This window comes from Streptococcus sp. CF10-1, from assembly GCF_024295825.1.
GTDB lineage: Bacteria > Bacillota > Bacilli > Lactobacillales > Streptococcaceae > Streptococcus.
In genome coordinates this window covers 336266-359113 of the sequence record NZ_JANCPQ010000002.1, presented here as the reverse complement: position 1 = coordinate 359113, position 22848 = coordinate 336266, and the positions used below count along the sequence as shown (strand labels likewise).

The following is a 22848-nucleotide window of genomic DNA, read 5'->3' as shown; positions in this document are numbered from 1 at the left end:
TCCTAGTCCTACTTTGGATCAACCTTAAGGATCTGATCAGCAATGTTTTCCGCAAACTGAAGATCGTGGGTCACAACAATCTGAGTCATCCCACGCTCTTTATTTTGAAGGATAAGTTTTTCTACTTCTAATCGCAATTCTGGGTCTAAGGCTGATGTAGGCTCATCATATCCAATAATTTCTGGGTTTATCATCATAGCACGCGCTAAGGCCACCCGTTGTTTTTGCCCACCTGAAAGTGAGAATGGAAAGGCATCTGCATGCCCTGCTAACCCAAGTTGTTCTAACAAACCACGCGCCTTCTTCTCAGCAACTTCCTTCTCCATGCTCATGGTTTTTATAGGCGACAGAGTTAAATTATCTAGAACTGACAAATGCGGAAAGAGTTGAAAATCTTGGAAAACAAATCCCAGAAGATTGCGCTTTTCTAGTTCGTCTATAGCTAGCGATTCGCCGTTATAGTAGATTTCCCCCGAATCGATGGTTTCCAGTCCAGCTAGCATACGTAATAGGGTTGTCTTGCCTCCTCCTGATGGACCTACGATTGCAAGGATTTGCTTTTCAGGAATTGATAGGCTGAAGTTGGTTAAGATTTGTTTGCCACCAAAGGCCTTGTTAATGTTTCGTAATTCTAACATAGCAATCCTCCTATCTGTAATAACTGTACTTCTTCTCAAGTTTTTTCGCAACAATAGTTACAAGACCAATCATAATCAAATAAATCGCTCCGGCTAAAAACATAGGAACAAGACTGGCATCCCGATTGGCTGCTGTCCGACTAGCCAAAATCAAATCTGAAATACCTAAGGCATAGACCAAAGAAGTATCCTTGACCAAACTCATAATTTCATTAAAAACGCTCGGTAAGACAATCTTTATCACCTGAGGCAAAATAATATAGCGCACTGTATCAAAAGGACTAAACTTCAAGACCTTAGCAGCCTCATATTGACCTTTAGGAATGGTTTCGATCCCACCACGAAAGATTTCAGCAAAGTAGGCTGCATAGTTCAATACAAAGGCAATCACAGCAGCAGGCAAACGATCTAAACGAATCCCAATGCTAGGGAGAACATAGTAAATAAAAATTAATTGCAAGAGCAAGGGAGTCCCTCGCATCACCCAAATATAAAGATCAATCAGATAATGGAGGGGTTTCCAGCGGACTTGTAAAGCAAAGGCAACGACAATACCTAATGGAATTGAAAAGATCAAGACCAGAGCAAAGACTTGAAGTGTCATACTTGCACCGTTCAATAAACTTGGTAATATCTCAAACATATAAGACATACTGCACCTCCTAAAAATTATTGTTCCTATTATAGCATAAATAAACAATTTAGCAAGGGTTTTTGTAAAAAAATTCTATAATTCTTGAATTATACACCTTTTTCTAAGAAATCAGAGCGAAATGTCATCTTAAAGAATTCGAAGAATTATAAGGATTCTAGACGAGAATTTAGGTTTAACTTCTAATTCTGAGAGAAGAATGATCAAATTTTTTTATCAAATATCTGTAAAGATTTCAGTGATATAGAACTCTGTTTACTCACATCCACTTCATATCTCTAGAGATATAAAAAGAACCACTTTATAAGAATAGTATCATTTCTACTATCCATACAAGTGGCTCTTTGATGATATTGCCATTGCAAAGGCATCAAGATTTTTCAACTAGATTATTTAACTTTTTTGAAACGGAATAAGAGAATGGAACCAAATGCAAGTACTACTCCTACAAAAGTAAGCAACATAGTCATTTCAGATGTACCAGTATTTGGTAGTTCTTTATTTTCTTCTGGTTGTTTAGGTTTGTTATCAGAAGATCCCGGAGTCTCAGTAGCATAAGTATTTGTGAAGGTTGGATTATTACCTGTAACCGTTGCTACAAGTTGACCTTGACCATTGTCTGCAACTTTTACTGTTACTGTATAAGCATTTTTATCATAAGTTACACCAGTTTCACCACCATCTTTTTCAGTGATCGTGTATGTGTAAGTTCCTGCAGCAGTGTATTCAATCGCTGGGAAAGCAACTGTTCCGTCCGCAGCATTTTTAGCTGTAGCTACAAGTTTGTCTCCTTCTTTCAATGCAAATTCATATTTATCTGCCTCAAGAGTTTTACCATTTAGGACTTTTATAGCAGTAATTGAAGTTGTTGCAGATTTAACAGAATACGAATTTACAAAAACTTTATTGTCATATTTAACACTTGCAAATTTCTCACCATAAACATCTGTTACAGTAACTTCAGCGTTAATAGTCTTATCATCGTAAACAAAACCTGGTTTTTGATCATTAACTTCTTTGATCTGATACTTATAAGTACCCACTGTAGAGAATTTAACGGCTTTAAATTTCACTTTGCCATCTTTATCGTTCTTAACAGTTTCAATAACTGATCCGTTTGGATCAAGCAGTTGGAAGCTAAATTCTTCAGCAGTTAAGTCTTTTCCTTTTAACTGCTTAGAAACTTCAAATGAAACTTCTGTAGAACGTGAACCAGAACTAATACCTTCAGTTGTGGTTAATGGTGCAAAACCTTCTACATCAAAGTTTTCAGTCGAAGTCGTAATTTTAACGTTATTGAAAGCTTTCTTTGTTGTATTATCAACTGGAGCGGTGATACGAGTCTTATAAACTACATACAAACCTTGGTTAGTTAGATCACCATTACCATTTGGAGTAATAGTGAAGTGATTAGAATCTTGAACAACAATGTGACTTGGATTCAAAAGAGGATGATGCTCATCCTTACCCCATTCAGTAAAGTAGTAACCTGTAATCTCACTAGCTAATACTTGCCCTTCAGGGATTGTATCTTGAATCGAAACACCTTCATAAGGATTAGCATATTTGTTTACGCGAATATACCAATTAATATAATTTGGATCGTTCTTATCTTGAACTCCCCATTTAGTAAATCCTGTTGGATCCTCATCTGGAACAATACGAGTCAAATTGTATACTCCTGCTCCAGGAATGTCGATTGGATATGATTTATTGAGTTCAACATTATCAGCCCATACAACAGTAAATAAGGCCAAAATTTGTTTCTCTTCAGGTAAGTTAGCAAAATAATCTTCGTTACTTACCGTCACAGTCGCTGTATTTGCAGACTTATTTGTCGTTAACTCAGCAACCTTAGTGACTCCATCATTACCAAAGATTTCTGTAGTTGAATCTGATTCAATTTTGAATTCATTTGGCACTTTATAAACCATAAAGTCACCATTCTTCAACGTTGTTGAGTTGTCGAACTTGTAAGTGGTTTGAAGGTAAAATTTCCCTTCACCATACTCTGCACCGTCAACTAACTTATTATTGTTAATTGTCGGTACTGTCGTTAGCGTATAGCTACTAGATGGTAGTTCAGCAGCTTTAACCACATTGCTAGTTCTTAGTACTGGGATAAATACTGAAGCTACTAACAATAGCGCCATGAATGCATGAGAAAGTTTTTTATTAATCTTTTTCACAACATTGCCTCCTTTATTTTTGGGGATAGACTCCCTTATTTATTAATATATATTCTTATATAAATTTGTCAAGTATTTCATAGTAGTTCGATGTTCAAATCATGTCTTTAAGCTCTTATTTAATAGGGTATAACAGACTTTCATCGTTCAACACCTCATCTAAATTATCTATAAGGAATTATAACATTTATATTATATTAGTAAAAAAGAAAAGACCTCTGAGGTCTTTCAAATCATTCATTTAAAGTCATTCGTTTCTGTTAACAAGATGTTACAAAAATTAGAAATCCTTAAAGTGTTTCTAAGAGTTCTTGCATCTGAACATCATCTGGAATGAGTTTTAAATAAACTTCAGCTTGCACTTTAGCTTCTTCAAAATATCCCAATTCACGCAAAAGATAAGTATACTGCTCCAGAAACTCAGGATTATCCTTAAGGTCAGACGATAGTTCCTGATAGAGCTCATAGGCCTTATCTAAATCCTCGATTTCCTGGTAAGAACGGGCAATCATCCACTTGGTCAAGAGATTTTCAGGTTCTTGATTTTGGAGAGCGATAATGTCCTCAAACCGTTCTTGTTCCATATAAATGGTTGCAAGGCGAAGGAAAATTTCTTCTGTATCCTCTGCATCTTCTTTGGCAGTAAGGAGAAACTGCTCTGCACTACTAGGATCATGCAATTCATACGAAAACTGTGAAGCAGCTAGTAAGAGCCGAGTTTCAAATGGATTTTTCTCCAAACCTTGTTTAGCGATACGAAGGGCCTCTTCCACCTGATGTTCCTTGTGCAAGGCTTGACTATAACCATACTCATATCCTTCAAAATCTGGCGAAATGGTATCAATCTGCTTAAAGTACAGAACAGATTTTTGATACTCTTCTTGATCAAAGTAAAGACTAGCCAGTTCGAAGGCAGTTTGCTCATCGTATTCTAATTCTAAAGCTTTTTCTAAGAATTCAGTTGCCGCTTCAAACTTACCTAACTGGGCATAAGCGTAGCCAATTCGCTGATAGGTTGAGACACCCGTTTGCTCATAGATAGAGCGATTGTCTAACTGAGCATAGCCCTGAATAGCTTCCTGATAATTTCCCAACTCGCTATCCAACTCAGCCAAACCAAAAACTAATAAGGGATCGTCTGAGTAATTTAAGGCTTCCAGTAACTTTTCACGCGCTACATCTGTCAATCCTTCCAACTGATAGAGGTCAGCCTTCAAGGCCAAGGCCGACACGTACCAGTCACTTTCGGGTGTGATTTCCTCAAGGTAAGCAAAGGCTTGCTCAACATTGCCATCCTCGCTAGCAATGCTTGCTAAGTTTAGATTCACTTCTGGAAATTCTGTAACGATTTTTTGGTAAATTTCTTTAGCTTGAGGATAAAAGCCAATTCCCTCTAAATAGCTTGCTAGTTCGTAAAGAACTTCACTTGAATCTGTTTCGAGGGCTTTGTGAAAATAATGATCTGCTTTGCTTAAATCCTGTTCATCCAAAGCCTGGAGCATACGTTGACTATTGTTCACTCTTGATTTCCTCCCCTTCTTCTTCATACAAACCGCTGACTTTTTTATACCAGTTAAAGATAGCTGAGATAACGACCTTGGCTGAGGCATAGACAGGAATTCCCAGCAAGACTCCCCAAATACCAAACATAGAACCAGAAGTTAGGAGAACAAAGAGGACATTGATCGGATGGATATTTAGCTGACTACCTAAAATAAGTGGGGAAACGAAGCGACCTTCAATCGTTTGTTCAACAATAAAGACAATAATCACTTTCAAAAGCATGACAGGCCCCGCTATTAATCCCAAAACCAGAGCAGGCAACATCGCTAGAAAACTACCTAGGTAAGGTACTAGATTGAGGATACCAGCCGTAATCCCCAGGGTCACAGCATATCTGAGACCAATAATCTTAAAGAAGATAATAAACATAATCGCCACTATAATAGCAACTGTAACCTGTCCTCTAACATAGTTTGACAACTGTTTATTAACATCTGACAAAACTTGTCCTACTGGTTCCTTTAACTTCGTGGGAATAAACTTGGTCAAATAATCTCGCAAACCTTTCCCATCTCGTAAAAGATAAAAGAGCATGAAAGGTACGATAATGACCGCTACAATAACCTGGGATACACTGCTGACAAAGGCACTCACCCAGTTAACGGCTTGGGAAGAGATTTTGCTCGCCCACATCGTCGCCTCAGTAGAAATATTGGCAAGAACCTGCTCCAACTGTGGCCTAAAATCATCTGGTAAACGTTGGGTTACAAGATCATTGATCACCTTATCAGCATCTTCCAGGTATGTCGGCACATTCTTCGCAAAATTTAAGACCTGACGTTGCAGATTTGGAATAGCAACCGCTAGCCCCCAAATGATAAAGAGACCAATTATAACAAAGAGAATACTAATGGCAAGAACACGATTGATTTTGTGTTTCTCCATCCAGTCAACAATCGGATTGAGGAGATAATAAAGTAAACCAGATAAAATAACTGGCAACATGACAACTCCTAGAAAATCTAAAACTGGTAAAAAAATAAAACTAATCTTACTTAGAATGAAAAGGTTCAAGCCCAATAACAAGGTCACCAAGAATACAGTAATAGCTTTATTATCTAAAAACCACTTGAAGAACCAAGATAGGCTAAAATGTTTCTCTTTATGTTCCATAAATACATCCTTTCTGTCATTCTCTCATTATACCATTTTTAGACTAAAATAACTCTTTTTTAAAGTGCTTACATGAATAGACAAAAAGAAAAATCTCCTCTATTGAGGAGATTTATTTAATCTTTAATATGACTTGATAGTTGTTTTTGGTATTCTTCGTTTGATTTTGCTTTTTCTTCAGCAAATTTCTTACGGAATTCTTCCATTTCTTTACTTGTCACAATCTTATCTTGAATCTTCAGATATTTATAACTGTTTTCACCTGTTTTATCACCGACCCAACCATCTGCTCCTGTTCCTGGAACTTTCTTTGTAACAAGCATTTGGGCACCGTCAGAGTTAACAGGGATGATCAAAGCACTATCTGTCAACCATGCTTGAGCTTTAGCATATTTTGAATAGCGTTTTTCGAGATCTGTTTTCTCACTGTTTGCATCATCAAGTAATTCTTTGTATTTATCCAATCCTACTGCCTTAATGGCTGAACTATCTGATCCTGGTGCAATACCAAATGCTCCAAGAAGAGTTGGTCCAGATGTTGGATCAAATGCATCAAGATAGGTTGATGGATCTGCATAGTCTGGGCTCCATCCACTGTTTGGATTGATATCCCAGTCGATATTGTCTTTTGAAGTTGCAAGAACGGTCATACTTCCCAATTCATCATCAGAAACTTGTTGGATATCAACCACGACATTTTCAACTCCAAGAGCTTCCTCTATTGATTGTTTATACGATTGAGCTTGACGTACAAAATCCGTTTGAGTAGAGGATACTGGCAAGTCCAAATGAATAGGGAACTGAACACCGTCGGCTTGAAGAGTTTTCTTAGCCGCTTCAAGTTTAGTTTTAGCTTTATCTACATTATGAAGTGAATCTTGTGCATCATCTAAGCTAACATCGCTCCAAGCAGTATCCAACTTGTCAAGTTCTGTTTTTGTTACTTGACCAAAAGATTGATCCCCAATTTGAACAAACGTTGGAGGTGTAAAGCTAGTACGTAATTTACGAGGGGCAACTTCATCACCAAATACTTGAGAGACAGCAGCCTTACGATCCGCTCCAAAAGCCAAGGCTTGGCGGAAATCTTTGTTCAACAAAGCTTTCTTAGTAAATGTCTTTTCTTCGTCCGTTGTTTTAGAAGTATGGTTATAGGCTACACGGTCAATATTAGTTGAAATGTAGTAGCTACCTCCTCTTTGTTGACTATACACAATGTTATCTTTGTATTTTTCTTTGAATCGCTCATAGTTTGCAGAATTCTTAAAGAGGGGAGCTGCTGGGTAGAGACCTTCATCAAAACCACGACCAAGAGAGTCTGCATCTTGACCATCAAAGAAAGTCAATTTTATATCATCAATAAAGACATTTCCTTTATCCCAATAGTTTTGGTTTTTTGTCATCTCGATTGAAGATTTTGATGTGAGACCTTTCAGAAGGTAAGGGCCATTGTATAGAATACTTGTAACATCAGTAGGTTTACCAAAATCATCCCCTTTAGAGGCTAAAAAGTCTTCATTGATTGGTGCTAAAACACCCATCGTTGTCTTGGAATTCCAGAAAGATTCAGGATTATTAAGCGTATAAACAAGAGTATAATCATCTGTCGCCTTAATCCCAACAGTAGAAAAATCATTTGTTTTACCGTTAATATAATCATCTAACCCTTTGATTGAATCCTGTACGAGATAGAGGGCTTGTGATTTCTTAGCGACAGCATGTTTTAAACCTGTCACGAAATCCTGAGCCTTTACTTCACCATATTCTTCGCCTTCATTAGTGTACCACTTAATCCCTTTTCGGATTTTATAGGTGTAAGTCAAACCATCTTTAGAAACACTCCAGTCCTCTGCTACAGACGGTACAAGATTTCCATATTGGTCATTCTCAAGCAAACCATCGATGACATTCCCAGTCACCTGTTTGGTACTGGAATTTCCAGAAACTGTGTAGTCCAAAGTTGCGGGATCCGATGAGAAGACATAAGTATAAGTCACAGGTTGGTTGGCATTTTTACCACCAGACGAACAAGCTGCTAGTAGTGCTGAGGACAACACTGCTACTGCAGCCGTTAGAAAAATACGTTTTTTCATAAGGCACTCCTTTAAATCAAATATATGATTATTATATCACTTTGATTTTTGAAAGCAAGGTAAAAACTAAATAAATCTCCCTAAGATGTTTTCTGTAATTTTCAAAAAATGATGAAAGTCAGTTAAGAATTTCATTTTGTGGTATAATGAACTTATCATTATTAAGAGGTATGGACATGAAAGAAACTGTTTATTTTGGAACTTACACTCGTCGCTTATCTAAAGGGATTTACAAGGCAGATTTTAATACAGAAACAGGCCAGCTTGCAAATCTTGAACTCTTTGCTGCTGAACCAAGTCCGACCTACCTTGCCTTTGACCAACAGCAACACTTATACACTGTAGGGAGCCAGGATGGCTTGGGTGGAATCGCTGCTTACAAGACCGACGGCACTTTGTTAAATCATGTGGTGGAAGAAGGCGCTCCTCATTGTTATGTGGCAGTAGATGAAAAACGTGGTCTCGTTTATGGGGCCAACTATCATAAAGGTCAAGTTCTAGTTTATAAACGTCAATCGGATGGTAACCTCATCCAAACAGATCTATATCAGCATAGCGGACGAGGTCCTCATGAAAACCAATCTTCCCCACATATACACTTTACGGATCTAACACCTGACCAGTATCTCGTCACATGTGATCTAGGAACGGATGAAGTAACGACCTACGATGTTAGCCCAGAAGGAAAACTAAGTAAACTCTACACTTATCACAGCCAAGCTGGAGCAGGCGCTCGCCACATCGTTTTCCATCATCATTATAAGATTGCCTACCTCATCTGTGAACTCAACAGTACCATTGAAGTCTTGATTTACGATGGTGTTGGTGAATTTGAACGCATGCAAGTCATTTCGACTTTGCCAGATGGATATGAGGAATTTAATGCTACTGCTGCCATTCGTCTTTCAAAAGACGGCAAATACCTCTATGCATCCAACCGAGGTCATGATTCCATTGCTGTATTTAGCATCCTAGCTGATGGTAGTCTTGAATTATTAGAAATTGTGCCAAGTCATGGTAAAACACCACGTGATTTCGACTTAACTCCTGACCAAGAATTTCTAATTGCAGTTCACCAAGATTCAGATAATGCAACCGTCTTTAAACGTAATCCCGAAACTGGTCGATTAGCTGAGCTTTCTAACGATTTCCGAGTTCCCGAAGCCGTTTGCATCACATTTAAACATTAATGTAAAATAAAAATGAACTTGCTTAAGCAAGTTCATTTTTATTTTATAATTTATTTCCGACATTGATACGGTTAATGGCACGTTGCAAAGCAACCTTAGCTCGCCGTTCTTGGTCAATCAAGTGTTTATCTTGTGCTTCTTCAATCTCACGTTCAGCACGAAGTTTAGCACGTTGGGCACGGCTAATATCGATATCACGAGCACGTTCTGCTGAGTCTGCTACAATAGTAATGATGTCATTGGCAATCTCGATAATTCCTCCGTTCACTGCAATCCAGTTCACATGAGTATCGTCATCGATTCGTTTTACCTTCACTTCATCAACCGCTAAAACCGCAATCATATTTTCATGTCGTGGCAAGATCCCCATCTCACCATCCAGAGTTCGTACCGATACAAAGCTGGCATGGTGATCATAGACGAGGCCATCTGGTGTCACGATCTGGACAGTTAAATGAGCCATAGATCACCTCTTAAAATCCCATTTTCTCAGCCTTAGCAATGACGTCTTCGATTGAACCGACACCACGGAAGGCATCTTCCGGTAGATGGTCATGTTTTCCTTCAAGGATTTCCTTAAAGCCGCGAACTGTTTCCGCTACTGGTACATAAGAACCAGGTTGACCAGTAAATTGTTCGGCAACGTTGAAGTTTTGAGACAAGAAGAACTGGATACGACGGGCACGAGCAACCAAAGTCTTTTCTTCATCAGAGAGTTCATCCATACCAAGGATAGCAATGATATCTTGCAATTCATGGTAACGTTGAAGGACACGTTTGACTTCAGCAGCAACTGCATAGTGCTCCTCACCAACAATCTCAGGTGCCAAGGCACGAGAGCTTGAAGCCAGTGGATCAACGGCTGGGTAGATACCCAACTGTACCAACTTACGTTCCAAGTTAGTTGTTGAATCCAAGTGAGCGAAGGCCGTTGCTGGCGCAGGGTCAGTATAGTCATCCGCTGGCACATAGATAGCCTGGATAGAGGTTACAGAACCCTTCTTAGTTGAAGTGATACGCTCTTGCAATTGACCCATTTCCGTAGCAAGGGTTGGTTGATAACCAACGGCTGAAGGCATACGCCCCAAAAGGGCAGATACTTCTGAACCAGCCTGAGTGAAACGGAAGATATTATCGATAAAGAGAAGCACGTCTTGGCCTTCTACATCACGGAAGTATTCGGCGATTGTCAAACCAGTAAGGGCAACACGCATACGTGCTCCTGGTGGTTCATTCATCTGACCAAATACCATGGCTGTTTTCTCGATAACGCCTGATTCTTTCATTTCCCAGTAGAGGTCGTTCCCCTCACGAGTACGTTCCCCAACACCAGTAAATACTGAAATACCACCATGTTCTTGGGCAATATTGTGAATCAATTCTTGGATCAAGACAGTTTTACCAACTCCGGCACCACCGAAGAGTCCAACTTTCCCACCTTTAAGGTAAGGGGCAAGAAGGTCGATAACCTTAATCCCTGTTTCCAAAATTTCAGATGAGGTAGACAATTCATCAAAAGTTGGAGCTTTCTTATGAATTGGCTGACGCTCAGCGTCTTCAGCGAAAGGAGCATCCAAGTCAATGGTATCTCCCAAAACGTTGAAGACACGTCCCAAAGTTTCTTTACCTACTGGCACAGAGATTGGACGGCCTGTGTCCAAAACTTCCATACCACGAGTCAAACCATCTGTTGATTCCATGGCGATCGTACGGACCATACCATCACCCAACTCCAAGGCTACTTCAAGGACGATTTTTGTTTTTCTTTCGTCATTTTTGTAGACGACAAGTGCATTATTAATCTCAGGAAGTGTTTCCCCTGCTGCAAACAAGACGTCGACAACGGGTCCAATAACCTGAGCAATTTTACCTGAACTCATCTCCTTCTCCTATTCTATATAAGATACTATCGGTTCCTAGCTCAACTAGGTCCTAATACTCTTCGAAAATCAAATTCAAACCACGTCAGCGTCGCCTTACCGTACTCAAGTACAGCCTGCAGCTAGCTTCCTAGTTTGCTCTCTGATTTTCATTGAGTATAAGTTCATTTTAATACGAGGGAAGCAAAGCCTTATTCTAAGGCACTAGCCCCCGCTACGATTTCTGTAATTTCTTGTGTAATCGCCGCCTGTCTGGCACGGTTATACTGGATTGTCAAATCATTGATGACCTTTTTGGCATTATCAGTCGCTGTCTGCATAGCTGTCATACCTGCAGCATTTTCAGCTGTCTTGGCATCGATAATAGCCCCGTAAATCATACTTTCAGCATACTGTGGCAACAATTGCTCTAGAATCTCATCACGACTCGTTTCCAACTCAAATGTCAAACTATACTCTTCATCCGCTTCATTTGGATCTAAGTCAACAATCGGCAGCATTTGTTCCACACGCATTTGACTTGTGAGAGTATTGACATGATGGTTGTAGCAGACATAGAGTTCATCAAAAAGTTCATTTTGATACATTTCAATCGTTTTTGAAATAATTTTACGAACTTCATCAAAACTAGGTTGGTCGGCCAAGCCACGTAGTTCATAGATTGGTTGAATGCCACGAGCCTTAAAGAAATCAGCTCCCATACCACCAATACAAATTATCTCAAAACCTGTACCATCTGGATGGTATTCTTCTTTCAGCTCCATCACAGCTTTAAGGATGGAAGCATTATAACCTCCAACCAAGCCACGGTCTGAAGTAATAACGATATAGCCTGTTTTCTTAACTGGGCGACTGATGAGCATCGGATTGGTAGAACCACCAGATCCGTTACCATGCAGAATATCCGTCAAAAGCTTACGAACCTTCTGAGCATAAACTTGAAAGTTGCGTGCTGCTTCTTCAGAGAGACCTAACTTGGCAGCCGATACCATTTGCATGGCATTGGTGATTTGACTCGTATTTTTTGTTGAGGCGATTTTTGTTTTAATATCATTTAGAGATACTGCCATTTGACACCTCTATTCTTATTGGAAGCTGGATTGATTGAGAAACTCTGTAATCGCAGCATCCAAGACTGCTTCTTCTGGCAAGTCTTTTGTTTCACGAATAGTTTCCAAAATCTCTGGATGTTGTGCATCAAAGAAATCATGAAACTCTTCCTCAAAACGAACAATGTCATCTACAGGAATCGTATCCAAGAAACCATGTGTCAAAGCATAAAGAATGGTTACTTGTTTCTCAACAGGTAATGGTTTATGAACTGGTTGTTTCAGAACTTCAACGGTACGACGTCCACGATTTAACTTAGCTTGAGTAGCCGCATCCAAATCAGAACCAAACTTAGTGAAGGCTTCCAACTCACGATATGAAGCAAGGTCGATACGAAGTGTACCAGCAACCTTCTTCATAGCTTTGATTTGTGCAGAACCACCTACACGAGATACAGATGAACCCGCATCGATAGCTGGACGAATACCCGCATTGAAGAGACCATCACCGAGGAAGATTTGTCCGTCAGTGATAGAAATCACGTTGGTTGCGATATAGGCAGAGATATCCCCCGCTTGTGTCTCGATAAATGGTAGGGCTGTGATTGATCCACCACCAAGCTCATCAGAAACTTTAGCTGAGCGCTCAAGCAAACGGCTGTGGAGGTAGAAAACATCCCCTGGAAAGGCTTCACGACCTGGAGGGCGACGAAGCAAGAGGGAAAGCTCACGATAAGCGACCGCTTGTTTTGAAAGATCATCATAAACAATCAAAACATGCTTGCCTTGGTACATAAATTCTTCCGCCATAGCAACTCCAGCATAAGGAGCTAGGAAGAGCAATGGAGACGGTTGTGAAGCAGAAGCCGTCACAACGATTGTGTAGTCCAAGGCACCGTACTGACGAAGTGTTTCTACTTGCGTACGAACTGTTGATTCTTTTTGTCCAATCGCTACATAGATACAGATCATATCTTGCCCTTTTTGGTTCAAGATTGTATCAATTGCAATGGTTGTTTTCCCTGTCTGACGGTCACCAATAATCAACTCACGTTGACCACGACCAATCGGTACAAGCGCGTCAATAGCTTTCAAACCTGTTTGTAATGGTTCAGATACAGACTTACGTTGCATAACGCCAGGAGCTGGTGCTTCTACTGGACGAGTTTTGTCAGTATGGATGTCACCAAGACCATCAACTGGACGACCAAGTGGGTCGACAACACGTCCGATCAGGCTGTCCCCCACAGGTACTTCCATAATTTTACCTGTACGGCGAATGGTATCACCTTCACGAATATCTGTAAAGTCTCCAAGGATGATAATCCCAACGTCTGTAGACTCCAAGTTTTGCGCCATCCCATAAGAGCCGTTTTCAAAGATCAACAGCTCTCCACTCATGGCATTTTCAAGACCGTGAGCACGCGCAATTCCATCCCCGATATAGGTTACAACACCTGTTTCAGACACATCAAAATTGGGTTTGAAATTTTCAATTTGTTGCTTAATTAAAGCGCTGATTTCTTGTGCGTTAATTGCCAAAAGAACACCACTTTCTATTTCAAATTTTCTTTAACAACTCGAAGTTGTTGTTTTATACTCACATCAATTGTCTTGTGATTAGCAAAAATGACAAAACCACCAATGAGTCCTTCATCAATTTGTTCTTTAATACTCCGTACTTTCAGAGACATTTTTTTCTCTATCAATGGGAGCAGACGTTCCTTCTGTTCGTCCGTCAAAGGATGAGCTGAAGAAATCGTGACTACAAACTGATTGGTTTCTCTTTCAAGACGATTCAAACAATCAACAATGATATCATAAAAAAGATTTGCTCTGTGATTGTAAATCAGAACCTGAATAAAGTTTTGCATTAAAGGTGAGACAGAGTCTTGAAAAAAACCAACTGTTTTTTCCTTATCAGACTCATCAACTGCCACCTGAGCTAAAAAAGAAGGTAAGCCCGTTTCTTCTGCAACTTGCTTGATTTGATCCAAATCTGAAAAAATCCGATCTTCTTCTCCTTTTTCAATCACTAATTGGACAAAAGGTATGCTGTACTTTTCAATTACCTTTGCTGTTTTCTTGTCCATTAGGCTTCTCCTAGCTGATCGATATACTGATCAATGAGTTCCTTATGAGCATGACTGTCAAGGTTTTTTGAGATGATTTTACCAGCGAGACTAATCGTCAAATCTGCCACCTCGCCCTTAACACTTTGCAAAGCTTCAGCTTTATTCTGAGCAATTTCTTGATTCGCCTTCTCTTTTAAGCGACCTGCTTCTACTTTAGCATCTGCTAGAATATCTGCTTTACTCTTCTCTGCAGTCTCTTTAGCATTTTCAATGATTGTTTTGGCTTCGTTGCGACTACCAGCCAATTCATCTTCACGTTTTTGAGCAAGAGTTTCTGCTTTTTGACGAGCTTGTTCAGCTCCATCAATATCAGCAGCAATTTTATTTGCCCTTTCTTCGAAGACACTTGTCAGGTTTGACCACGCATATTTCTTAACTAAGACAATCAAAAGGATAAAAGAGCCAGCGATTAAAATAAAGTTACCAATTAATTCACCTACTGTTACGTGCATCTGTTACTCCTTTCTACTCTTCTCCATCATTTATCTTATTTCCTAAGTACATAGAAGACAACATGGTAAACACATAGGCTTGGATGCAGGAAATAAAGACAGAAAAGGCTGTCCAAGCCAAGTTAGCACCAAAAGCAACTGGATACCAATATAGAGCTTGATGAGATAGAGTGATTAGCAAACTAGCCATCACTTCTCCAGCAAAGATATTTCCGAACACCCGCAAGGCAAGTGATAAAAAGTTGGTAAACTCTTCTAAGATATTCATGGGAGTCATAAAGCCAGGTGTGATATAGGCTTTTAGATATTTTTTAATCCCACGGCGACGAATCCCTTCAATATGGGTCATCAGGATAATTCCAAATGACAAGGCCAAGTCAAACTGGAGATTTGCAGTTGGCGATGTCCAAAGGTTTGTCCCATCTGTAGTTTGAAGTTTCGCCATCAAACCGAGGTTATTTGCCAGTACCATAAATAGAAATAGACAAAGGAAAAAGAGCGAGTAGTCTTTCATGTAGCTTTTACCAATGTTAGGTTCTGTAAATCCAATAACGAAGTCATAGAAATACTCAAGTACATTTTGCTTTCCTTTGGGTTTCAAAGTCATATTGCGACTTGCCCAATAGATAAAGCCAAAAACAACTCCCACAATCAACAAGGTCATGGCTAACATGGTTAAATCAAAGGTAACAGGACCAATATTGATGGTTGGATTGATACTTTCTTCCATCTAGAATCCTCCCTTTTCTTCTCGTTCCATTTGTCTATTTGATGACGAATGAAAAGACGAGGGTAACCAAGAACGTTCCTTCAATAAAGGCAATCCCCATGATCATTAAGCTACGTAATTGTGGGATGATGTCTGGTTGGCGAGCTGCTGATTTGAACAAACCGTTCATCAACATACCTTCTGCAAGAGATACACCCATACAGGCAAGACAAAGACCGAAAAATGTTAAATTCATGATGAATTCTCCTTTTATTTAAAATTTACTTACTTAGTTTAGTCCTAAAATTTGTTTTTGTCAACTTTTTACTTACGTTGGAAGCGTTTCAGATAATATATTTCTATTTTTGCTATTTTTACACTATTTTATAAAAAGTTTTTCCATTTTAGATTGCGTGTTTTTCTTGATTTTACTATATTTTCTGAAACAAACTGAAAAATCCAAGTTAAGAACTTGGATCGATTCATTTTATTTAAAATAGTAGGAATAGTGTTGTTTACAACCTGGATTAAATGGTGCACTGCAGTAAAGACAAGCCATCTGTTTTTGGTAATCTTGGAAAGTCATTGTCCTCTTACAACCCCCACATAAGATCGGTCGATCCTCAGAAAGCATCAAGGGATAGGGCGAAAACAAATGCGTTTCCATAGCATTGTGGCACTGATAACAAGCATAGTATTTTTTACACTCATAACACTGGAGGGAAACGATATCCTTTTCACCATGGTAATGAATACATCTACCTTCATTATCAACTAACAAACCTTGTGCTTGATTCATTCACATTTCCTTCTCTAGGCACGAACTGTAACGCTGGTTCCATCTTCCTTATAGAGATTGATAAGACCTTCCTTGAGAGCGCGGACCATGTCCCCTGCTTGAACAGGTTGTGGGACCTTGATTGTCAAGAGTTCCATTGGATTTGGAGCACGGTCGATTTTATTGCCCTTGGCATCATGAAGATCTTCTATATAAGTCTCAAAATGACGGAAACCTGGTCCATAAAACTCAACTTGATCGCCTTCGTTGATGACATTTCGTTGACGAATGGTTGCCGTTTGAGTCGCATCATCATAAGCAACCACTTCAGCGACAAACTTGTATTCAGGAATTTTACGACGTGCGCCAAATAACTGTTCATTTTCAGACGGCGTACCATAGTAGAAACCTGTTGCCAATTCACGTTGAGCAACTTTCCACATCTCGTCCACCAAGTCTTGTTTGATGGCTTCAAATTTCTCAGGACTTTCGAGATAAGCATCTACAGCTGCCTTGTAACAGTTGGTCACAGTTGAAACATAGTGGATAGACTTCATACGACCTTCAATCTTGAGACTGTCTACACCGTTTTCGATCATATCTGGAATATGGTCAATCATGGACATGTCAACGGCTGACATTGAAAATTCTTCTGGAATTTCACCTTTAAGACTCTTGCGTTCTTGACCAAATGGCATGTCGTAAAGATCGTATTTCCAACGGCAAGACTGTGAACAACCACCACGGTTGGCATCACGCATACTCATGTGGTTTGATAGCGTACAGCGACCTGAGTAAGAAATACACATGGCTCCGTGGACAAAGGCTTCAATCTCAACGTCTGTACGTTTGCGAATTTCTGCCAATTCTTCCATTGAAACTTCACGGGCCAAAACCACGCGAGTTAGACCAAGTTCTTTCCAGAACTCTAGAGTTTCATAGTTAGTGGCACTGGCCTGAGTAGAGAGGTGGATTTCTAAACCTGGTGCTTCTGTTGCTGCAATCATAATCAAGGCTGGATCTGACACGATAACTGCGGCAATCCCAATGTCACGCAACTTACGGAACCATTCTCCAGCGCCAGCTTCATTTCCTTCGTGCATAACCATGTTCGCAGCCACATATACCTTGGCACCGTACTTGGCAGCAAACTGGACTCCTTCTTCCATCTGTTCAAAAGTAAAGTTTCCAGCACGGCTACGAAGACCATAGGCCTGCCCACCGATGAAGACTGCGTCCGCACCATATTGAACAGCTACTTTCAGTTTCTCTAAAGTCCCTGCAGGTGATAAAACCTCAGGACGTTTTAATGTTTTTGTCATTTTTTCTCCTATTTGCAATATAAAAGTTTGACGTTTTTCCTTCTCATTTTATAGTAAATAATGGATAAAATCAAGCCTAGACAGATTGTTTTGACAATTCTAATCTTTTCTAAAACAAAAAACTAGCCTTTCTAGACTAGTTATTTTCAAGATAAAATTCAAAGCGTTCACCAACGTATTGACTCTTTACGTACTCGAAAGCCGTCCCATCTTCAAGATAAGAGACCTGGGTCAAGGCTAAAATGGCATGCCCCTTTTCGACTTCTAGATAGTGAGCAATTTTTTCCTTAGCCAATCTCGCATAAATGGTCTGTTGGGATTTGCCAATCCGGTAGCCATGTTGCTGCAAGGTTTGGAAAAAATGACTGGTGATTTCTTCTTTTTTGAAATCCTTAATGAATTTCTCAGGGATGGATGCGACTTCATAGACTAGCGGTACTTGGTCAGCATAACGCACCCGTTCCATGCGGATAATATTCTCTGTCGGAGTAATCCCTAGCTTAGCGACCTCTTGCTCATTTGGAATGGTTCTTCTGTAAGAAATGAGCTGGCTAGAAGGGACTTTCCCTTGAGATTTGACAATCTCCGTAAAACTAGTCGTTCCCCGCATTTTTTCTTGGACACGAGTGCTAGAGACAAAGGTCCCACTTCCTACACGACGCTCCAAAACTCCTTCCTCAACCAAGAGGGAGATAGCCTGGCGTAATGTCATCCGGCTAACTTGAAACTGTTCAGCTAAATCTCGCTCACTTGGAAGTCTCTCTCCGATTTTCCAATGATGCTCATCTATATCCTTCTTGATCTGATCGTGGATTTTCATATAAGCTGGTAACATGATTCTCACTTCTTTTCTTTATTTTCTCCATTGTACCGTATTTGCTAAGAAAAAGTCAAACTTTGCCTTGTTTAGTTGGTAATTCGCCCCTATTTGTGATAGAATATTGAAAAAGATATTTCTTTTAAGAAAGGAAAATGATGAGCAACATTTCAACTGATTTGCAAGATGTCGAAAAAATCATCGTGCTGGACTATGGTAGCCAATACAACCAGCTGATTTCCCGCCGTATTCGTGAAATTGGTGTTTTTTCAGAGCTAAAAAGTCACAAAATCTCAGCTGCAGAGGTTCGTGCCATTAACCCTGTAGGGATCATCCTCTCTGGTGGACCAAACTCTGTATACGAAGATGGTTCATTTGATATTGATCCAGAAATTTTTGAACTTGGCATTCCAATTTTGGGAATCTGCTATGGTATGCAACTTTTAACTCATAAACTTGGAGGAAAAGTTGTTCCTGCAGGTGATGCTGGTAACCGCGAGTATGGCCAATCACCACTTACTCATACCACTTCTGCCCTCTTTGAAGGGACTCCTGAAGAACAGATTGTTTTGATGAGCCATGGTGATGCTGTAACAGAAATTCCAGCTGATTTTGTTCGTACTGGAACTTCTGCTGACTGTCCTTATGCAGCTATTGAAAACCCAGAAAAGCACATTTACGGTATCCAATTCCACCCAGAAGTGCGCCATTCTGTATACGGGAATGATATCCTTCGCAACTTTGCCCTTAACATCTGTAAGGCTAAAGGCGATTGGTCAATGGACAACTTTATCGATATGCAGATCAAGAAAATCCGTGAAACTGTAGGTGACAAGCGTGTTCTTCTCGGCCTATCAGGTGGTGTTGACTCTTCTGTTGTTGGAGTTCTTCTTCAAAAAGCGATCGGTGATCAATTAATCTGTATCTTTGTAGATCATGGTCTTCTCCGTAAAGGGGAAGCGGATCAAGTTATGGACATGCTTGGTGGTAAGTTTGGATTGAACATCGTCAAAGCTGATGCTGCGAAACGTTTCCTTGATAAACTTGCAGGTGTATCTGATCCTGAACAAAAACGGAAGATTATTGGTAACGAGTTTGTTTATGTCTTTGATGACGAAGCAAGCAAGCTCAAAGATGTGAAATTCCTTGCTCAGGGGACGCTTTACACTGACGTGATTGAGTCTGGTACTGACACAGCTCAAACCATCAAATCACACCACAACGTTGGTGGTCTTCCAGAAGACATGCAGTTTGAACTGATTGAACCATTGAACACTCTTTATAAAGACGAAGTCCGTGCCCTCGGTACAGAGCTTGGTATGCCAGACCACATCGTATGGCGCCAACCATTCCCAGGACCAGGACTTGCTATCCGTGTCATGGGCGAAATCACTGAAGAAAAACTAGAAACTGTCCGTGAATCAGACGCCATCCTTCGTGAAGAAATTGCTAAAGCTGGTCTTGACCGCGATATCTGGCAATACTTCACTGTCAACACAGGCGTTCGTTCAGTCGGTGTTATGGGTGATGGTCGTACTTATGACTACACCATCGCCATTCGTGCGATCACTTCTATCGATGGTATGACAGCTGACTTTGCCAAAATTCCTTGGGAAGTCCTTCAAAAGATTTCTGTACGTATCGTAAATGAAGTGGATCACGTTAACCGTATCGTCTACGACATTACAAGTAAACCACCTGCAACCGTTGAGTGGGAATGATTTATAAACATGATTTGAAGTGAAATGGTTGATTTAACAGCATTTTCAGTTATTATAAAAGGTTAAAAATCAATCAAAATTGATTGGTTCCCCACCAAAAATCCCACCAGAAATATTCTGATGGGATTTTTTATATTAAATTTTATTCTTCTATTATTTGATGCTTTACGAGCTTTCTTAAGACCTGGTTGGAAACATTTCTATTTGAATAAGTTTCAAGATGGTCTTAAAATCAATGTTTTCCAACATTTACAGAAAACAGAATTTCATCTAATTTGAATAAATTTCAGTTGAATGGTGTGAATTTTACCCTGAAAATACACGAATTGAGCTAGATTTTACCAAAAAGTTCACACCATTTAAATTGTTATTGTTTTGTAAATTTTGTATTTATATTTTTTCAAAATCAGTTTGATGATATAATCGTATCTAGGAATCAGCTAGAATTGCTTTACAAGTATAGTCCAACTTAAATTTTCTACTTACATAAAAAATGAAAGAGCAAAACTTCATAAACATAGGTCTAATATGAATTTAAATTGTGAATTTCTTGAAAAATATCCTTTATATTCTCTAATAAATGTTCTGGATTATTATTTTTATAAATTACATGAAGATTTTTCTTGGCTCTTGAAAAAGCAACGTATAAAAGATTGCGAACTTCTTGAAATTGTGAATCAGAATCAATTGAAGTATTATATTTTTCAAAAAAATACTTACAATAATTTTCTTTTTTTGCAAATTTATCTTGTAGCACAACAACTACATTTTCAAATTCTAGCCCCTTTGAGCCATGCAATGTGTAATAGCCAATTCCTTCATTTTTCAAATTATCAAAAATATAATTATACCACTTGATAAATTGAGAAATATCTAGATTAAAAAATTCATCAACAACTGCCGTTTCTCTTTCCGATTCCTCCGAATCTTGAGAATAGTAAAAATAATCATAAGCACGATTCTTTATATTCAGTAGAATGTTGTCTGCTGTATCATCTATGGAAAATATTTTTCTTAAAATCTCTTTACCTGATATTTCTTCTTGAATATTAACGATTCTACTAAGACATTCATCGATTGTAAGTATTGATGGATTAATCTCTCTCAAATTGTCAATAAACTGTTTCAACACTGCAAAAGTTAGTGATGATTTAGACGTTGCTATAAATTGAATAACTTCCTTAACAGTTGAATTACAATCTGTTGATTTTTGAATAAAGTCTATAAAAATTAGAATTTCTCTCAAGAACCACCCCATATGTTGTAGATTTTTCTGTAGAAATTCACTGTTTACATTATCCCAGTTATTGCCACTAAATCTGGGGAACTTTTTCAGTACTGATAATAATTCATCAAATCCTCTTGCTTTAGAAATATCATCATTTTTCATAAGAAGGTAAGCAGTATTATTAATTAGTTGATTTTCCTGTAAAAAAGTATCTAAGTTAAACTCATCACCAGCGACATAAAAATTATAAGAACCATTATCAAAATCATTATATATAGACTGTTGACCAAAATTGTCATTTCTAATTTTTTCAATTAACTCGACAATCTGCTTAGAAGAACGTCGGTTAAATTTTTTTTCAATGATTTTATATTCATGTTTATTTGGAAGAATCCCCACTCCTGAACCATAAATATTTTGCAAGGAGTCACCAAAAAATCCTACTGCTAACTTTTTCCGAGAATTTGAATATTCCCTGATACTATCAATAATAGCAACAACTTTTTCATCTGTATCTTGGTACTCATCAATTAAAATATATGGATACCTATCCGAAAATAATCTCTTTAATATATCTTTATTGGTAATTATATTTTTACAGTAAAGTAATAATGTGTCATGACTAATGACATAATTTTCAAGTTTATCACGGTTTTGAACTGGATTATAAATGATTTTTTTAGATTCTTTATCTTCAATTTCCTTTAATGTTATTTCGAGTTTATACTTTTTATTAATATCCTTAACTAAACTGCTAAACTTACTAACATTACTTAAATAGGGAGAAAAGTATTTATCATGCTTTCTTATAATAGCTTTAAAATTCTCTGCAGGAGAACTAGGTGTATTGTAGAAAATTTTCATAAATTTATCATCATTAATCTTATTTTGGAAATCAACTAGATTAACACTGTTAGAAGGAGAATTTTCATTTATTTTATAATCAATAGCATGGAGTTCATCAATTATTTTATTCTTATGTTCTATAGTCAGTAACTCTTGCTGAATAGAAATAAATCCCCATAGAAATTCATGAATTGTGGAAACTATTACCGAAGAATTTTTTCCAAGTCGAGCCAGAATCTCATCTTTTGCAGCATTAGTATATGTAATACATAAGATTTTTTGATTTCTTAACTTTAAATTTTCTCCCTCACTCTTCAAAATATGTTCAATTGATTTTTGAAGTGCATAGGTCTTCCCTGCACCAGCACCAGCATCAAAACAAAAACTCTCAAAGTTATCTAAACATTCATTAATTTTTTGCTGAATATCTAACTCTAGTTGTTTATTTTCTGGACTAATCGTATATGTCATAT

The 22848-nt window shown here is 38.5% G+C and carries 20 protein-coding genes; 2 read left to right on the top strand and 18 right to left on the bottom strand.

Annotated features, from left to right (window positions below):
• Positions 1 to 8: 8 nt before the first annotated feature.
• The 6 genes from NMM25_RS04155 to NMM25_RS04125 form a co-directional block, all read right to left on the bottom strand.
• Entirely contained in the window at positions 9 to 638 is a 630-nt protein-coding gene (locus tag NMM25_RS04155) for an amino acid ABC transporter ATP-binding protein (RefSeq protein ID WP_000891744.1), read from the bottom strand.
• Between the two features lie 10 nt (positions 639 to 648).
• The gene (locus tag NMM25_RS04150; protein WP_254736045.1) at positions 649 to 1290 is read right to left on the bottom strand and encodes an amino acid ABC transporter permease; all 642 of its coding nucleotides are present in this window, start codon (positions 1288 to 1290) and stop codon (positions 649 to 651) included.
• Positions 1291 to 1679: 389 nt separating this feature from the next.
• The gene (locus NMM25_RS04140) at positions 1680 to 3479 is read right to left on the bottom strand and encodes an FctA domain-containing protein (protein ID WP_368406752.1); all 1800 of its coding nucleotides are present in this window, start codon (positions 3477 to 3479) and stop codon (positions 1680 to 1682) included.
• 290 nt (positions 3480 to 3769) lie between these two features.
• Entirely contained in the window at positions 3770 to 4999 is a 1230-nt protein-coding gene (locus NMM25_RS04135) for a tetratricopeptide repeat protein (protein WP_254736044.1), read from the bottom strand.
• Positions 4989 to 6155, bottom strand: coding sequence for an AI-2E family transporter (locus tag NMM25_RS04130; protein ID WP_254736043.1), 1167 nt, complete (start codon positions 6153 to 6155; stop codon positions 4989 to 4991). Before NMM25_RS04130 ends, NMM25_RS04135 begins: the two co-directional genes overlap by 11 nt.
• A gap of 116 nt (positions 6156 to 6271) precedes the next feature.
• Entirely contained in the window at positions 6272 to 8248 is a 1977-nt protein-coding gene (locus NMM25_RS04125; protein ID WP_254736042.1) for a peptide ABC transporter substrate-binding protein, read from the bottom strand.
• 176 nt (positions 8249 to 8424) lie between these two features.
• On the opposite strand from NMM25_RS04125, the gene NMM25_RS04120 reads away from it, so the two are divergent.
• Positions 8425 to 9438: a lactonase family protein gene (locus NMM25_RS04120; RefSeq protein WP_254736041.1), complete on the top strand. Its 1014-nt coding sequence runs from the start codon at positions 8425 to 8427 to the stop codon at positions 9436 to 9438.
• Between the two features lie 43 nt (positions 9439 to 9481).
• On the opposite strand, the gene NMM25_RS04115 is transcribed toward NMM25_RS04120, so the two are convergent.
• From NMM25_RS04115 to NMM25_RS04065, 11 genes are all read right to left on the bottom strand, one after another.
• Positions 9482 to 9901, bottom strand: a complete 420-nt coding sequence (locus tag NMM25_RS04115) for a F0F1 ATP synthase subunit epsilon (protein ID WP_000940837.1) — start codon at positions 9899 to 9901, stop codon at positions 9482 to 9484.
• A gap of 10 nt (positions 9902 to 9911) precedes the next feature.
• Positions 9912 to 11318 carry a F0F1 ATP synthase subunit beta gene (gene atpD, locus NMM25_RS04110; protein WP_000094371.1) on the bottom strand — a complete coding sequence of 469 codons (1407 nt, stop codon included), beginning with the start codon at positions 11316 to 11318 and terminating at the stop codon, positions 9912 to 9914.
• A 191-nt stretch (positions 11319 to 11509) separates the two neighbouring features.
• Complete coding sequence (locus NMM25_RS04105) at positions 11510 to 12388, bottom strand: F0F1 ATP synthase subunit gamma (protein WP_254736040.1); 879 nt, start codon at positions 12386 to 12388, stop codon at positions 11510 to 11512.
• A 15-nt stretch (positions 12389 to 12403) separates the two neighbouring features.
• Positions 12404 to 13909 carry a F0F1 ATP synthase subunit alpha gene (gene atpA, locus NMM25_RS04100; RefSeq protein WP_254736039.1) on the bottom strand — a complete coding sequence of 502 codons (1506 nt, stop codon included), beginning with the start codon at positions 13907 to 13909 and terminating at the stop codon, positions 12404 to 12406.
• A 14-nt stretch (positions 13910 to 13923) separates the two neighbouring features.
• Complete coding sequence (locus NMM25_RS04095; RefSeq protein ID WP_254736038.1) at positions 13924 to 14460, bottom strand: F0F1 ATP synthase subunit delta; 537 nt, start codon at positions 14458 to 14460, stop codon at positions 13924 to 13926.
• Positions 14460 to 14954 (bottom strand): F0F1 ATP synthase subunit B, encoded by a 495-nt coding sequence (gene atpF / locus NMM25_RS04090; protein ID WP_000558543.1) that lies wholly within the window; start codon positions 14952 to 14954, stop codon positions 14460 to 14462. Before atpF ends, NMM25_RS04095 begins: the two co-directional genes overlap by 1 nt.
• A 13-nt stretch (positions 14955 to 14967) precedes the next feature.
• Positions 14968 to 15684, bottom strand: a complete 717-nt coding sequence (gene atpB / locus NMM25_RS04085) for a F0F1 ATP synthase subunit A (protein WP_000392869.1) — start codon at positions 15682 to 15684, stop codon at positions 14968 to 14970.
• Between the two features lie 34 nt (positions 15685 to 15718).
• Positions 15719 to 15919 (bottom strand): F0F1 ATP synthase subunit C, encoded by a 201-nt coding sequence (locus NMM25_RS04080; RefSeq protein ID WP_001054556.1) that lies wholly within the window; start codon positions 15917 to 15919, stop codon positions 15719 to 15721.
• Positions 15920 to 16150: 231 nt separating this feature from the next.
• Entirely contained in the window at positions 16151 to 16462 is a 312-nt protein-coding gene (locus NMM25_RS04075; RefSeq protein WP_042902337.1) for a CHY zinc finger protein, read from the bottom strand.
• A 14-nt stretch (positions 16463 to 16476) separates the two neighbouring features.
• Positions 16477 to 17763, bottom strand: coding sequence for a U32 family peptidase (locus tag NMM25_RS04070; protein WP_000169095.1), 1287 nt, complete (start codon positions 17761 to 17763; stop codon positions 16477 to 16479).
• Between the two features lie 136 nt (positions 17764 to 17899).
• Complete coding sequence (locus tag NMM25_RS04065) at positions 17900 to 18598, bottom strand: GntR family transcriptional regulator (RefSeq protein WP_000936178.1); 699 nt, start codon at positions 18596 to 18598, stop codon at positions 17900 to 17902.
• Between the two features lie 140 nt (positions 18599 to 18738).
• Between NMM25_RS04065 and guaA the strand changes: the two genes are divergently transcribed.
• Complete coding sequence (guaA, locus tag NMM25_RS04060) at positions 18739 to 20301, top strand: glutamine-hydrolyzing GMP synthase (protein ID WP_038806148.1); 1563 nt, start codon at positions 18739 to 18741, stop codon at positions 20299 to 20301.
• 523 nt (positions 20302 to 20824) lie between these two features.
• Here guaA and NMM25_RS04055 read toward each other — a convergent pair.
• Entirely contained in the window at positions 20825 to 22846 is a 2022-nt protein-coding gene (locus NMM25_RS04055) for a UvrD-helicase domain-containing protein (RefSeq protein ID WP_254736037.1), read from the bottom strand.
• Positions 22847 to 22848 lie beyond the last annotated feature (2 nt).